Origin of the sequence: Lysobacter sp. TAB13 (assembly GCF_052113885.1) — a bacterium.
GTDB lineage: Bacteria > Pseudomonadota > Gammaproteobacteria > Xanthomonadales > Xanthomonadaceae > Lysobacter > Lysobacter gummosus.
This window is the reverse complement of the sequence record NZ_JBFRDR010000001.1, coordinates 577,324-591,670: the sequence shown is the minus strand read 5'-3', so window position 1 is coordinate 591,670 and position 14,347 is coordinate 577,324. Positions and strand designations below refer to the sequence as shown.

Sequence of the window (14,347 nt, the reverse complement as noted above, 5' to 3'; positions counted from 1 at the left end):
TTTGGGCTCGGGACGACTGACTAATGGCTACTCAAGATCGTTTTAAGCAATCGACCGTTATTACACTGGCAAAACGAGCTGCTAATCTTTGTTCCAATCCCGAATGCAATGCAATCACAAGTGGCCCGGGCGTTGAAACGACAGATACGGTGAATGTTGGTGAAGCCGCCCACATCTACGGTGCGAACCCTGGCTCAGCACGCTACGACCCAGATATGGCGTCTATTGATCGCAGTGGCATCAATAATGCTATTTGGCTTTGCGCCAATTGTCACAAGATCGTAGATGACGACCCTAATAGATATCCGGCGGGACTGCTGTTCGAGTGGCAGCGCGAACATGAGAGCTGGATTGCACGGAAAGTCGGAAAAGTATCTGCTGAAGCGCGACAGCGATATGAGAAGCGACACCTCGAAGAGTTCGGTAAGTTGAGTTATCTCGCTGAACGATTGATTCTTGAAAAAGGAGCGGATTGGGAATATCTGCTGACAGCCGAAGTTCTGCGTTACGAAATTGCCCCGATTGTACGAAGGTGGAACGCGCTTAAACGAGGTCTGTACGTTAAGCCCTATCATCGTGTGGATAAATGGGGTTTTTTTACATGGATGCATGGTAAGTCTGATGAAATGCTTCGCATCGTACGGGCTTTCACTGCGCTGACGAATACGGAGTTCGCGCGTGCGTGGGGTGCGCCCGGTATCGCGGGAAATGATGTTGATATTGTCTCTGTGTGTCGACTATATGGAGAGGTATGCAGTAATACGCTCGCCTGGGAAGAGTCGGTACGGTTTACCCATGTTGATGAGGAGCTTGCGGAGGTCCGTGATCTCTACGTGGGCGTGGCGGGGGATATCATTGAGCAGGCCGAAAGAATACCTAAATTTATAATTGATCTTTTCGATGGTGCGCCTAAAGCAGGTACACATAATTTGGTTCTCAAGATTGAGCTTCCCGCCGGATGGACTGATGCTGTTAACACCGCAATGATTCGATCCAGTCGCGCATTGGGGATCGATGCATAGGCGGCTGCGCACGAAATACGAAGTGCGCGAAGGACGAACTGCCTGTGCTGGTGCGCTGGTTCGAAGGCATCGACCCACCCATGGCCGACTACCACCTCATCGTCATCCTCTACAGCCGCGAGCAACTGGCGAAAGAGGGCACCGAGAGCACGGCCGACTGGGGCGTGGTCGGGGGGGGGCATGAGTGACCGCGATCTCTCAGTAGCCGAGGCCTGCACCAGGGGAGCACTATTCACTCCGGCGTGAGCCAGTGCCATGGACAAGCTCCCAGCCCCACGGCACCATCGGCCTCCAGTTGCTATCAAAGGGAATGACGAAATGTTCGTCGCAGGATTGCAAGGACGGTCCGCGCTGCCCAGACGTGGTAGCAATCCGCAGCACCATCAATGTCGAGATCTCCCAGTAAGCGGACATGTCGCGTGAAGGGCCGAACGTATTGATCGGTCCGCGATGGTGTGCTGTCAATGTCCGCGCTAATTCAACGGAGCCCCCGTTGCAAAAAATCTCGACCGAGGAGATGTTTGTCCTGCGAGAGGGCGAGCGGTAGCTTGATGCGAGGAGACGAGTTCCATTCGTTGTCTTTGTGGCCGCTGCGCTAGACGGGTTGGGCGCCGCCAAAGAGTGATAGCTGGCCGGATAAGTGTTCTTCGTGCGTTTTCGGAATGCACTAGCAGCGTATAGATCGATCTTTCCGGAATGTGCGATCGTCTGCCCCGCGGAAGAGTGTCCATCCAAATTTGTAATTAACAATTTGCGAGTAGGTCATGAGGATAAATAAGTTTAGTGCTCGTGGTGTTTATGGATATTTACGTTTTGATTTCGATTTCTTGCGAAATCCCACAATCCTGACTGGCCCAAACGGGAGTGGTAAAACTACCGCCTTAAGAATGATGCAGGCCCTTTTGACCCCTTCACTCAGAGATCTTTTATTCATTCAGTTTGTTGAGGCCTCGGTCGAGTTCAGTGATGCGAGTGGGGTGAGGGCCATAATTGCCCGAAGGCAGCGTGACAAGCTTGTAATATCTATCTCAAGTGAAGGCGCTCCTTTGGAAATTTCTAGAAGCTTGATGGAGAGTATTGAGCCCGAACTAGGTGACTCGAGGCGCGTTGCTGAATCTAATCGAATGATGAGAGTGAAGTTTTCAGATAATCCAACTTATCGAGCAATAAGTGACCTCCAGGCTCCGGTTTTTTTAGGATTGGATCGGCGGCATATGGGGCTTCAAGATGAGTATGCGTCGGGTCCGGAAAGAGAAAGTCTGTTCATTAGAGAGTACGGGCGTGGGGCTGGGCCTATAAAAGGCTCTCTTGCTGCGGGCTTAATAGAAACGCAAGCTCTAGTTTTGGATGCTTTTCGTCGTGTGCGTCAAGTCAAGGATCAGCAGTCTGAACGATTAAGGAGGAAATTGCTCTTAACAGGATTTAGGTATGTGGAAGTCTCAAAGGCGAAGATATTTGATCAATTTAGGCTTGGCTCGCAGGTTGCTTCGGTAGAGGACCTAGCGGCACAAAGAAGTGCGCTGATTAGAGCGCTTATATCCGTGGGTATTGATGAGTCTGAGTCAAAAAAGGAATTGGACCCCTTTTTCCACCAAGTAACGGAGTTGTCCAAAAGGCTGCAAAGAGCAGGCGCAAAAAAAAATGCGGAGGATGCAGGAGATGCGATATTTGAGGCGCTGTTGAATCAGTCGAATCTTTTTAGATTGAAAGAGCTAGTTGAGACTGTTAGAGAGTTTGATGCAAAAAGCGACCAGTTATCATCGCGATTTGTTTCATTCGTTTCCTGCGTCAATCGTTTTTTTTCAGACTCGGGGAAGTCAATTAATATTGACGCGGTGGGTCAGATAAAGGTTCATCGTCCCGATGCGACTGAAGTTCCATTGGGTGCATTAAGCTCCGGCGAGCGGCAATTGCTTGTGATGTTCGGGCATATTTTCTTTAATTCTTTCGGGCATAGGAGTAATGTTTTTATCATTGATGAGCCCGAGTTGTCGCTGCATCTTCGTTGGCAAGAAATCTTACTCGGTGAGATGCTTGAGAGTAGTGCTCGGGCACAATTTATAATAGCGACTCATTCCCCTGAAATTGTGGGGGAGTTTGTTGACAATTGTGTGGATGTTTAACCTATGTTGCGGCGTAGCGCGGCAGCTAAATACGCAAAGCATGTCTTCTTTACGTCATTTAATGACGTCGATGTTTTTATTGAAGATACGGCTGTTGAATCAAAAAAAATATACATGGAGATAATTCAGCGTGCCTTGGGGGGGGGGAGGTCGCTTTGGCGCAAATATTTCCCATTGGGAGCAAATCAAAAGTGCTTGCTCAGTGTGCTGCAGATCAGGGGCACAGGAAAAGGCGATGCGTATACATCGTTGATGGTGATTATGATGTGCTTCTTAATGTTCCTGGGCCAGCTTTAATTCGCTTGTTTCGGTTGAGTCGGTACTGTATTGAAAATTATCTGGTCGATGAGGACGCTGTTGTTTCAGTTCTTGACGAGGAAATTTTCTCTATGGATAAGGAATCTATCCGTAAGGGTCTCGATTTCCCTCAGTGGATTGCGGACATAGCCTGCCATTTGTCGAAGTTCGTTGTGGCTAGTGGTGTCGCATCTCAGCGAAAGTGCGGTATCGCCACCGTTAATATCCCGCTTTCAGAGCTGTCGAGTTGCCACACCGGACTGGTCGATGGGCATAAAGTATCGCAGAAGATTAGTGACTTTGAGTTGTGTACGGATACTAAGTGTGGCGCGGGCACCTTTGCGGCTGATTTTGCGCGAATTAAAGCTATGCATTCAATTGGTGATCATGAAATGACGCTGTTTTTTTGTTCTGGAAAGAGCCTAGTGCTTCCTCTCTTAAAGAGAAGACTCCAAAGTATTTTTGCATTTACCCCCAGCTCGGCAAGTTTCAAGCTTCGCGTGGCTAAACGATGCAATATTGATGATTTTAGGTTGCTTTCTACGATTATTTCTTAATGTTGTGTTGGGCGTATATAATTTATTTGACTTCGTTCTCGAGGTGGTGGCCAAGTGACGCTGTCGAGTATTTTTTTGTGATGGTGGTGCGCGCAAATAAATCAGATTTTAGTCTTTATTCGGATTTTGAATATAAAGTGCTTATGGTTAGATTTGACGCCTATCTCGAAAGTTGGAACGTTATGCGAGACGGATGCCGCTGCTCCACGCCCCTTCCTCTTACCTACCTTCTCCCTGCCACCGCCTACTTGGCCCTAATTCAAACCCGCGACCACCTGCGCCTATTTGCACAGCTCACTGAGCCACAGAGCGAGGCGGGTCCTGATGTCGTCTATCTCTCGGCGCAAGCGCTGGCTCACTGCTTCGATCGTTTGGCTGATCACATGGACCGGGTCGCAGAAGCTGTCGATCCGGTCGCATCGTAGCGAAGCAGCGTTTCGCCTTCTTATTCGCGTAACGCAGCTGGGCTTGTCTTGGAGGGTATGCGCTTTGAAGGCGTGCACTTTCGTGACTGACCAGCAGATGCCGCGCGCATGGCCTTCATTGCCTCGGCGCACGACTCAGATCATCAGGTATAGACCATCCCGCATCCCGCGTTAACTGCCATTCGCGCTACTTGTTAAAAGACTGCGTCTGATGCCATGCCTCTTGTGTGACGGTACTGGCTAGGATGTGCGCTTGCAGTTCAACTCGGCGATGACTTCCGAAGGTCGGTTTCGGGTCAGCTTGAATACGGTGTAGCCCGCGGTGTACTTGCCACCCTCTTCCTGACTGGCCTGCACGTAGATGGTGCCTTGGCCGGTGAGCGACACAGCGAAGAACGCACCTTCGCCAGCGCCTTCCTCAAATTCGCCTGCGGAACATTTTTCGGCGATCGTCGAGATCAATGCCTTGGCTCCGAACTGCTGTTTGAGGATGCTCAGATAGTTGTCGGAGTAGAGGGGCTTGCTGATCGAAATAGAGTCCACTTCACTCTGTGAGCCACTAATGGAGAGCGTGGACTTACCCTCATTACGCCTGATGACTTCGAAGTCCAGTCCGGGCCTGCCGTTGGGGATGTCTTTGACCGAAAACCCAACCAGAAGAATTTTTCCGGCGCGCGAATAGCGGCCAGAGCCGTACTGCTTTCGCGACGCGTCGATCCATTTGATCTGCGGTAGCGAACTGTATGCATCCCAACGCCGGCCTTTGTCGCTCGCAAACAGCTCGGCTGCGGCGAGCATGTCGCTCGATGATGTCAGTGTGGCGTGTTCGCTGTCGGACTTGTGCTTGTCGGCATTGTCTGCCGCAGTTGCTCCCTTCTGACAAGCAACCAAGCTTGATGCGACAACGGCAACTACTGCGATCAGATGTTTGAGATTCACGTTATCCGCCTCTTGGCGCGGGCCACCGCGAAGACAGCATCTGTATCGACGTGCGGTTGGTCAAGACGACTCGCGCAGCACGTTTCTTTTGGGAGGGACGATATGTGCCTTGTTGTGTAATTGACTGTGGCTTGATGTGGAGGAAGCTTAGTGGACACCTCCGAAAAGTCCGGGGCGTCAGGCGAGGACAAGACCCTCGCTACTCTCGCAGTCAGTAGCCTGCGATAAGAAAAAAAAGCGCCCCGGAACCCGGGGCGCTCGACTCGCACTTCGTCAACGATGAATTACGGGCTGGTACGCAACGTCAACGCATACGCGCTCAGGATCGAGTTGATCGGCGTGTAGTAGCTGTTGCCGCCGCCGTTGTTGCCCTGGCTGCCCGAGCAGCTGCCGCTGCCGCCGGAGAGCACGCCCTGCGCCTGGCCGGCGCCGGTGATGAACGAACCGCCGGAATCGCCGCCTTCGGCGCAGGCGCTGGTGCGGGTCAGGCCGGTGACGGTGCCGTCCGGATTGCCCGCGTCGTCCACGTACGACACGGTGTTGTTCTTGCTGCGAATCGCGCCGCAATGCCAGCCGCTGGTGCGGCCGGAACGGCACAGCGCGGCGCCGACGGCGGCTTCGGTGCTGCCGCGCACGGTGACATCGCCGTTGCCGTAGCCGTAGACGCTGGGCGACAGCGTGTGCGTGGTATCGACCTTGACCCAACCGCGATCCGGGCCGGTCTGGTTGCCGCTGGGCATGGTCGAAGCCGAGAACGTGCCGACGCGGACGCCCGGGTTCCACTGCGAGACTTCCTGATAAACGATCTCGCCCGCGGTGCCGCAATGGCCGGCGGTGGCGTAGCCCGGCGTGCTGCCCTTGGTCACGGTGAAGCCGACCGAGCAGGCATACAGATAGCCGTCGCCGGGATCGCGCAGCATGCCGCGGCCGCCTTGCACGGCGATGCGGCGCTGCGGCGCTTCATTCAAGGTTTCGAAGCGCACAACGCGCGCATCGAGCCCGCTGCGGGCGACGAAATCGACACCGGCTTCTTCCGCGCCCGGCGCAACGCCGACGACCACGCTGTTGCTGGGCAGATCGACCGTCCAGCTGTACACGCCCTTGGGCACCTTGGCGCTGCGCGCGAGCAGGCTGTCGAGTTGTCCCTTCGCCGAGTTGAGCGCGGCGAGGCTGTGACGCGCCTGACGCGTTTCGACGCCGGCGACGGCCTTGGCGTTCTTGATCGACGTGCTGGCCGCGACGAAGCCGAAGGAACCATCGGCCTTGCGCTCGACCCACGCGCCGGCGAAGTTGCGGCCCAACTGCGCCTGCACGGTTTTTTCTTGCTGCTCGGCCAGACGTTCGACCTTGAGGTACTGGCTCAGCTGCGTGCTGGACAGGCCCAGATCGCGCTGCATAGCCGTCTTCAACGCGGGGGAGAGATCGTCGGCGGCGAAGGCCGCGCCGGATACGGTCATGGCTACGGTGGCAGCGAGAACCGACATACTGAACTTACGCATATCCAAAAGCTCCTTAAGCAAAGAGAGGGATGCGAACAGAAGTTGCGGCGGGTCTGGGGCAAGTCGCGGATGTGTGCAGTGGAATGTCTAAACGCTCAGTCGGGCCGCATTGACTAGAACGGGCCCTCATCGCCGCACCCCTACGCGGAAAGTGAGACGTTATCGGTGGTTCTGGAAAACGCGCAAAAAGCGGGGTTTGGCGCACGCTTTTTTGCACTCGTTGTTTGCCGAATGAGGCGTGTGCGGGGCGTTGTGTTCATTTACCGCGGTGTGGGCGCGCTCCGATCATGTTTGGGAACATGAACCGCTGTGACGTAGACACGTTATCGTGTCGGAGCGGCTTGGCTTGGATCGCTCGGATTTTTTAGCGCCTGGAATCTTCGCGACTGTCTTTACACTCGGCGAACGGGCAGTGACTCAGGTGTTGCGCGGAGATACCGATATCTACTGCTGATCCCGTTTTGGCGTCGATTCAAGTTGCGCGCTTTTATTCATCCGATGAGCGTTGCCGGAGTCGAGCCTTGCATTCACGGCCGTTCCGTCGGTAGAGGATAGATGTGGATCGCGGTGACGCAGCGATAAGTTACGGGCGTCGTGTTGATGCGCAATGCCATTGCGTTGCCGGTAACGTCGTACTGTTTTCCGCGATCTACGCCATGAGTGTCTTGATCCACGGAGTTCAACATGGCGCCGGTAACGGCAGCGGCCCAATCGGGGTCGATGCATGATTTCGCGTCGATGCCGATGTCAATGTCGCCGGACAGATTTCGCACGTGTGCGAAGCTCAGTACGTGGCCATCCACAAGTCGTACCGGACCTTCTCCGGAAGACTGCGAAGCGCGCAGCGGTTTCATTTCGAACAACCGACTAAGCGCCGCGACAACTTTGTCCCTGCCGGCAGCGCCATCTAACGGCCAGCGCAGCAAGTTTTCGATCGTTATCGGATCAACAAGCGAGACGGTGGGCTTCGTCACTGCAGTTGGCGGCAGGGTGCATTGTCTGGGGCCGACCGTATTGCATGCTTGCAAGGTGAGGGCGAGTGCGAGAGTGGCGAGAATCTTCTGCAAGCAAAGCTCCCTTCAAGATCCTTGGACAGCGCGGGCAAACACGGCGATGCGCTCTTGCCTTCGCTCCTGACATGTAGCTTTTTCGAGAGCATCGGCATCGACGCCTGACCGGTCAAGACAGCCCGCTAGCCGCGCACGCTTGAATGAGGACGATGTGTGCTTCCGCATGCGACGCGATGTGACTCGCCGCGAACCCCGAGCCTATGTTCGCTACCCGTGAAGAGCAGCCCACCGCGACTAGACCCGCTATTAACCGCCCAGCCCTCAGCGTGAACCATCGCCGGATCCAGCCGGAGCCGACGTCTTACGAGGACGACTCAGATGGGCAACGACACGAAGCAGGCCGGGCCGAAGCCGCAGCGACAAGGGAACGGGGACGGGCCGCCGGGCGGGCAGGGGCATCAGCCGCTGCCGGGCGAGAATCCTTCCTCCGACGACGCGAAGGCCAAGCGCAAGCACGTTCAGAATGCGGACTTGCCGCCGGGGAAAGGGCATCAGCCGTTGCCGGGCGAGGACTCGCAGCCGGACGATTAAAGAGGCGATCGGGGGTGGGTTCGACTGAATCGGCCGCGTTCGGCCCTGTTCCCACAATCAATTTATAGCGCGCCGGGGGGCTTGCGGCAAGACCCTTGGCGTGCAACACAATCCGCGCCCTACGCCGAAACCGGCGGATTGGGAGCAGCGAAATGCGGATTTTGTTATCGACGTACGGGTCGCGCGGAGATGTCGAGCCGATGGCGGGTCTGGGGGCGCAGTTGCAGGCGCTCGGGGCGCAGGTGCGGGTGTGCGCGCCGCCGGATCAGGAATTCGCGGACTTGCTGGAACGCGCCGGGGTGCCGCTGGCGCCGGCGTTCTCTTCGGTGCGCGAGTGGGTCGGCGAGGCGCTGAAGCGGCAGGCGGCGGAACCGCCCGGAAGCAAGGGCACGACGATCGCCACGCACGCGGCCCGGATCGTCGCCGCGCAGTACGATGCGATCTCCGCGGCCGCGCAAGATTGCGACGCCATCGTCGCGGCGGGGCTGTTTCCGTCGACCGCCGCCGCGCGCTCGGTGGCCGAGCGCATGGGTATCGGCTATGTGTATGCGGCCTATTGCCCGCTGTTCCTGCCGTCCTCGCACCAGCGGCCTTACGAATACCCGGGCCATCCGCTGCCGGCGGACGTAAGCGACAACAAGCTGTTGTGGGAGTACGACATCCAGGCCAAGAACGCCTTGTTCGGCGCCGGCGTCAACCATCTGCGCGCGTCGGTCGGCTTGCCGCCGGTGGACAACGTGCGCGATCACGTCCTGACCGATCGCCCATGGCTGGCCTCGGACCCGACGCTGTGTCCGTGGCCGCCGACCAGCCTGCGCGATGTCGTGCAGACCGGCGCGTGGATCCTGCCCGACGAACGTCCGCTGCCGGACGAACTGCTCGCGTTCCTCGATGCCGGCGCGCCGCCGGTGTATGTCGGCTTCGGCAGCATGCCGATGCAAGGGTTGAAGGAGTCGGCGCGCGTGGTCATCGAAGCGATCCGTGCGCAGGGCCGGCGCGTATTGCTCTCGCAAGGCTGGGCCGAGTTGGCGTTGAGCGACGATCGCGCGGATTGCTTCGTCGTCGGCGAGGTCAACCAGCAGGCCTTGTTCCGCCGCGTCGCCGTCGTCGTGCATCACGGCGGTGCCGGCACGACCACGACCGCCGCGCGCTCGGGTACGCCGCAGGTGGTGGTGCCGCAGATCGCCGATCAACCGTACTGGGCCGGCCGCGTCGCCGACCTGGGCATCGGCGTCGCGCACGCCGGGCCGAATCCGAGTTTGGAGTCATTTTCGGCCGCGCTCGATACGGTGTTGAGCAGCGGGGTTCGCGCACGCGCCAGCGCGGTCGCGGGCATGATCCGCAGCGACGGCGCGGAAGTGGCGGCGAAGTTGTTGGTCGATGCGTTCGGGCAGGGACCGCGCGGCGGGTAACGGCAAGAGGCACCGCCCCAAACGAATTGGGGCGGTGTCGGCAAGGTTCGGACTGAGTCGGCGGATTACGGCGACTCAGTCCGCGCCGTCAATCGACACTGCCGCCGCAGGCCGCCGCGGCTTTCGACGAAGCATGAAACTCGATCAGCAATCCCAGATCGCTCTGGGTCGGCGCCAGAAACGCTTCGCCCAAGGCGCCGCGATAACCGCTGAGCTGGGTTTCGTACCCGCGTTCGACCTGTCGCTTTGCGATGTCGAGATCGGCCACGCCGATGCTGAGTCCCAGCAGCTGCGGGCCGCCTTCGCGCAGGGCGTCGGCGGCGATGCCCGGGCCGTCGGGTTGCAGCGCCAGCAGGCGTTTGCCGTTCACCGGTACGCAGTAACCTTGGGCGGCGATCTGCGGGAAGCGAATGGGCTTCGCGCCGGCAATCCCGAGCCGCTCGAATTGTTTGCGGTCGGCGTCGGCGTCGGCGGACAGCAGCCAGATCGACGTCAAGGCTTGCGCGCTGTTGGGGTGCTGCGGCGCGATCTTGTGCTCGGACACGCGCGCTGGCGTGGTCTTGAGCGTGGCGTAGTCGATGAAGAACAGGTTGCTCGACAGCGGTGCATGTTCGAAGGCGAACAGGCGCCAGCGCGGCGGCGCCGACGGGCCGTCGCCGTCCGGGTCGTTGAGCGCGGCGGTGAAGATCGGCGTGGGCGCGAAGGATTGTTGTTGCAGGAATGCATGCGCCTGTTCGAGCACGGTCGAGCGCAGGCCGAAGGTGCGGGCGCCCGCTCCGCCGCGTAGCGAAGCCTGGTCGGCCTTCATGCCCGGGTCCATCGCGGCGTCGGCGCGGGCGATGCCGAACAACTCCATGTAGCTGCGATCGGCCATGCGCACATAGCGGTTGGCGACGCCGTCGGGGTTGCGTCCGGGGCGGACCTGGAACCCGAGTTTCACCGCCATGACCGCACTGATCTGGTCGATGTCGCGTCCCCACAGCAGGGCGTGGTCGATCTCGTTGCTGTGTTCGGGCGGTGCGGCCGCGCCGACGGCGGACGGGGCGACGCCCAGGATCAGGGCGGACAGCAGGACGAACCTGCCGGCGATGCGTTTGCTGCGCTGGAACCTCATTCCGACTCCTAGTGGCCACGGTGCGATTGCCGCGCAGCATGCGAGGACGCGCGGGGCGCAGGCGAGCACAAACGGCCGGTGGCGGACATGGATGGATGATTTTGCTCGACGCGGCCGCGGCGGGCGGGGGGATGGTCCCGCTTCGGTGAACGGGCCTCTGCGCTTCGCTGAGGCCGGGATAGCCAATCTGTTTACGGTCCGCTTACTCGTTTTTCACGGTCGCCTCCCCGGCGCATGCTCGAATGCCCCCGGACTCACCCTCGGGAGCGCGAACATGAGGAGGCATTGCGTCGTCATCGCTTTAGCGTTGCTGTTGCCGGTCTCGGGCGGGGCCCTGGCCGGCGTTATCACCGTCAGCGGTCACGGCCAGAGTTACGACCCCGGCATCGCCCTGAGCGACGCGCGCGCCGATGCGGTCGGCAAATGCACCGCGCAAGGCGGGACGCCGGTGGAAGAGATCTACAACCACATCACCCGCGCGAATCTGTGGCTGGCCGATTCGATCTGGAAATGCGAGGTGCCGTGATCCGGGGGGGCGGGCTGACCCAGCCAGATCGCCTGGAACCTTCACCGCCGGATCGCCAACACGCCGTCCAGCGCCAGCTGCGCCTTGAACCCGGCCTTTTCCAGGCGCTTGGCCACTTCGCGCGGCACATCGCGGCCGCTGGTGAGTTTGTTCGGGCTGCCGGTGTAGTGGAACATGCGTCCGCCGCGGCGCAGCACGCGCGCCAGCTGATCGTAGAACGCCTGCGAATACAACTCGCCGGCGATGCCGAATCGCGGCGGGTCGTGGAGCAGGGCGTCCACCGAGTTGTCGGCGATCTGCGTGATCGCCTGCGACACGTCGGCATGCGTCAGGCGCAGACGGCCGCCGCTGGTGTCGGCGTCGGGATCGGGCGACCACGGATTGAGCGTGCGCAGCCACAGCACGTCTTCGTTCTTCTCGAACGACTGGATGCCGGTCGCGCCCGCTTCCAGGCAGCACGCGGCGAAATACCCCAGCCCGCCGCAGGTATCGAGTACCCGCTTGCCGCGCGGCTCGATCAGCGCCACCTTGGCTCGCGCGTCTTCCAGCGGCGAGGCCTTCATCGTCGGCAGCATCTTGATGCCGTCGATCTCGAAGGTGGGCGCGCCCCATTCGGTCGGCACCAGCTTGATCAGCGAACCGGAGAAGCGCGACACCGGCGCGAAGTCCTCGCCGTCCCAGTAATAGATCGTGCGGTCCTTGAGCACGGGCGGATACGGATACTCGCGCTCGCGCCATTGCCAGACATCGGCCTGCAGCCGCGCTTCGCCGCTCGATCGGCCCAGATCCAGCGAGCCGGTCCACGCCGGCGCTCCGGCGTCGCGCGCCGCCCGCAGTTGTTCGGCGGCGGGGCGGGTGAGCAGGGGGCCTGAGTAATGCGGCATGTGGGCTTGCTTGGCAGTGGAATTGGGAGAGTTTAAAGGGGCAGCGGATCTTTCGTGGCGAAGATCCGACAGTTCCAGCGATGCGTTCGGCCACGGCGCTTCGTGCGATGGGATGCGGTGCGTATTCGACGGGGGCCGCCGAGTCGGGTGCCGCTTTGCGTTCGCGGACACGGCGTGTGGAGCGCCAGTGAGGTCGTGCGCATCAGTGGACGAATCTGCGCGCTCTACTCCCAACCCGTATTCGATGCTCGTGAATCGGCGGCATTTGCAGTTGATTTCACGCTTTCGGACATTGGTGTTTCGCCAATCCACCAGAACTGCACACATGGGGTAGGGCGATTGCGAACGAGCGCGTTTGTGCATGAGTCCCCGTCGTATCGCACCGACAAGGTCGTGGGCCGGATAGGGGGATGTCCGGTCTGCGGCCGCGCTCAAGGAGTTGCCCACTAATGAATCGCAAGAATCCGCTGTCTTTGGCGTTGCTGGCCGGCTTGACCGTACTGGCGCCCGCCGTCGCCGCCGAAGAAATGCCGGCTGTGCCGGTCGTCGCCCCCATCATGCAAATGCCCTCCGCGCCAGTCACCGCCAGGCCGTCTGCTAGCGCGTTCGGCGATGCCGACTTCGCTACCACCGACAAGGCGCGCGTCACCCGTATCCTCGAGCTGGGGCAGCCGGCCCGGCAGGTTTTGAGCGCTCTCGGCGAACGTCGCGCGCGCCAAGGCGAATTGGGAAAAACCTTGGAAGTCGGTATCGGGCGCGCCGTGCAGCGCAGCAACATCGATCTGAACTCGCTGAGTTGGCAGAGCTTGGCCGACGGTTCGCGCGGCGCTCGTTTCAGCCTTACCTCGACTAAGGCGGCGGCGCTGCGTGCGGGTTTGCAACTGCGCGGCAACGCTCGCTCCGGCGGCGATCCCGCGGCGGTGTCGCTGCGCTTCGCCGGCAACGACGGCCGTGTGTTCGGCAAAAGCGGCAGCGATTTCGCCAAGGGGCCGCTCGCATGGTCCCCGGTCGTGGCGGGCGATACGCTCACGGTGGAAATCGTTCTGGCGCCGGGACAGCGGCCCGACGGCCTGAGCTTGAAGGTGCCCATGCTGTCGCATCTGGACATGGATCCGGCTGCCGCTTCGGGCCGGCTGCCGCCGTTTGGAACGGGGCAGGGAGCCGCGATGTGCCAGCGCGATATCGCGTGCCGGAGCGTTTATTTACAGAGCTTCAAGCCCACAAGCTCAGCGGTTGCGCGGATGGTGTTTACCATGCCGGATGGTAAAACGGGCTATTGCACCGGCACCTTGCTCAACAACTTCTTCGTGCCAAAGAAGCACTTGTTCTGGAGCGCTGCGCATTGCATCGAAACTCAGGCCGTGGCCGACTCCCTGCAGACGTACTGGTTCCTGGAAGCCGCTGACTGCAGCGAAGACACCTTCATCAACACGAAATACGCAGCGCTCAGCAATGGTGCGAAGCTGCTGCACGCCGACACTGCCCACGATACGGCCTTGCTGGAACTCAGGCAGGCCCCGCCGGCCGACGCGGTCTATGCCGCCTGGAACAGCGCAGCGTTGACGTCTCCCGGCACTAACATCGAAACCATCCATCATCCCCAGGGAGATCGGAAGAAATATTCACTGGGCACAGTGACCAGGCTGAAGGTGCCGAAGCAGGGGCATTCGTCGCTGACCGAGGTGAAGTGGGATGTCGGTGCCGTTGAAGAGGGGTCGTCGGGTGCGGGCTTGTTCACCGTGAACGCCAATCTCGATTACGAGTTTCGCGGCAGCGCGGTCGGTGTTACCCCGATGGCGGTCTGTTTGAACAATACCACTCCGACGCCGGAATTCCGGGCTTATTATTCGCAGCTCAGCGATGTCTGGTCGGACGTGTGGAAATTCTTCACTCCTTTCACTCTTGAGCCTGGTAAGTAAGGCATGACGCGCCGCGTCTTGCCGCTGAT

The 14,347-nt window shown here is 59.6% G+C and carries 13 protein-coding genes and 1 pseudogene; 9 read left to right on the top strand and 5 right to left on the bottom strand.

Features of this window, described 5'->3' with window-relative positions; all coding sequences use genetic code 11:
• The first annotated feature begins 23 nt into the window (after positions 1 to 23).
• From AB4Y92_RS02230 to AB4Y92_RS02210, 5 genes and pseudogenes are all read left to right on the top strand, one after another.
• The gene (locus AB4Y92_RS02230; RefSeq protein ID WP_441818161.1) at positions 24 to 1,022 is read left to right on the top strand and encodes a hypothetical protein; all 999 of its coding nucleotides are present in this window, start codon (positions 24 to 26) and stop codon (positions 1,020 to 1,022) included.
• Positions 1,023 to 1,026: 4 nt separating this feature from the next.
• Positions 1,027 to 1,195: pseudogene (locus tag AB4Y92_RS02225) on the top strand (DUF3228 family protein); the annotation flags it as partial.
• A gap of 591 nt (positions 1,196 to 1,786) precedes the next feature.
• Positions 1,787 to 3,145, top strand: coding sequence for an AAA family ATPase (locus AB4Y92_RS02220; RefSeq protein WP_441818160.1), 1,359 nt, complete (start codon positions 1,787 to 1,789; stop codon positions 3,143 to 3,145).
• Between the two features lie 155 nt (positions 3,146 to 3,300).
• Positions 3,301 to 3,999: a DUF4435 domain-containing protein gene (locus AB4Y92_RS02215; RefSeq protein ID WP_441818159.1), complete on the top strand. Its 699-nt coding sequence runs from the start codon at positions 3,301 to 3,303 to the stop codon at positions 3,997 to 3,999.
• Positions 3,999 to 4,424, top strand: coding sequence for an XAC0095 family protein (locus AB4Y92_RS02210; protein WP_441818158.1), 426 nt, complete (start codon positions 3,999 to 4,001; stop codon positions 4,422 to 4,424). Before AB4Y92_RS02215 ends, AB4Y92_RS02210 begins: the two co-directional genes overlap by 1 nt.
• Before the next feature lie 240 nt (positions 4,425 to 4,664).
• On the opposite strand, the gene AB4Y92_RS02205 is transcribed toward AB4Y92_RS02210, so the two are convergent.
• From AB4Y92_RS02205 to AB4Y92_RS02195, 3 genes are all read right to left on the bottom strand, one after another.
• Positions 4,665 to 5,363 carry a hypothetical protein gene (locus AB4Y92_RS02205; protein ID WP_441818157.1) on the bottom strand — a complete coding sequence of 233 codons (699 nt, stop codon included), beginning with the start codon at positions 5,361 to 5,363 and terminating at the stop codon, positions 4,665 to 4,667.
• Between the two features lie 284 nt (positions 5,364 to 5,647).
• Entirely contained in the window at positions 5,648 to 6,862 is a 1,215-nt protein-coding gene (locus AB4Y92_RS02200; protein WP_441818156.1) for a S1 family peptidase, read from the bottom strand.
• Between the two features lie 527 nt (positions 6,863 to 7,389).
• Positions 7,390 to 7,929, bottom strand: a complete 540-nt coding sequence (locus AB4Y92_RS02195) for a hypothetical protein (protein WP_441818155.1) — start codon at positions 7,927 to 7,929, stop codon at positions 7,390 to 7,392.
• Between the two features lie 321 nt (positions 7,930 to 8,250).
• Between AB4Y92_RS02195 and AB4Y92_RS02190 the strand changes: the two genes are divergently transcribed.
• Together AB4Y92_RS02190 and AB4Y92_RS02185 are read left to right on the top strand one after the other, a co-directional pair.
• Positions 8,251 to 8,463: a hypothetical protein gene (locus AB4Y92_RS02190; RefSeq protein WP_441818154.1), complete on the top strand. Its 213-nt coding sequence runs from the start codon at positions 8,251 to 8,253 to the stop codon at positions 8,461 to 8,463.
• A gap of 152 nt (positions 8,464 to 8,615) precedes the next feature.
• Positions 8,616 to 9,875 (top strand): glycosyltransferase, encoded by a 1,260-nt coding sequence (locus tag AB4Y92_RS02185; RefSeq protein WP_441818153.1) that lies wholly within the window; start codon positions 8,616 to 8,618, stop codon positions 9,873 to 9,875.
• 88 nt (positions 9,876 to 9,963) lie between these two features.
• Here the strand turns inward: AB4Y92_RS02185 and AB4Y92_RS02180 are convergent, their stop codons facing one another.
• Positions 9,964 to 10,989, bottom strand: coding sequence for a VOC family protein (locus AB4Y92_RS02180; protein WP_441818152.1), 1,026 nt, complete (start codon positions 10,987 to 10,989; stop codon positions 9,964 to 9,966).
• 274 nt (positions 10,990 to 11,263) lie between these two features.
• Here AB4Y92_RS02180 and AB4Y92_RS02175 point away from each other — a divergent pair, with 274 nt between their 5' ends.
• Positions 11,264 to 11,515 carry a hypothetical protein gene (locus AB4Y92_RS02175; protein WP_441818151.1) on the top strand — a complete coding sequence of 84 codons (252 nt, stop codon included), beginning with the start codon at positions 11,264 to 11,266 and terminating at the stop codon, positions 11,513 to 11,515.
• A gap of 41 nt (positions 11,516 to 11,556) precedes the next feature.
• Here the strand turns inward: AB4Y92_RS02175 and AB4Y92_RS02170 are convergent, their stop codons facing one another.
• A complete protein-coding gene (locus AB4Y92_RS02170) occupies positions 11,557 to 12,399 on the bottom strand; it encodes a class I SAM-dependent methyltransferase (protein ID WP_441818150.1) in 843 nt (280 codons plus the stop codon).
• 449 nt (positions 12,400 to 12,848) lie between these two features.
• Between AB4Y92_RS02170 and AB4Y92_RS02165 the strand changes: the two genes are divergently transcribed.
• Positions 12,849 to 14,318, top strand: a complete 1,470-nt coding sequence (locus AB4Y92_RS02165) for a trypsin-like serine peptidase (RefSeq protein ID WP_441818149.1) — start codon at positions 12,849 to 12,851, stop codon at positions 14,316 to 14,318.
• Positions 14,319 to 14,347: the final 29 nt, after the last annotated feature.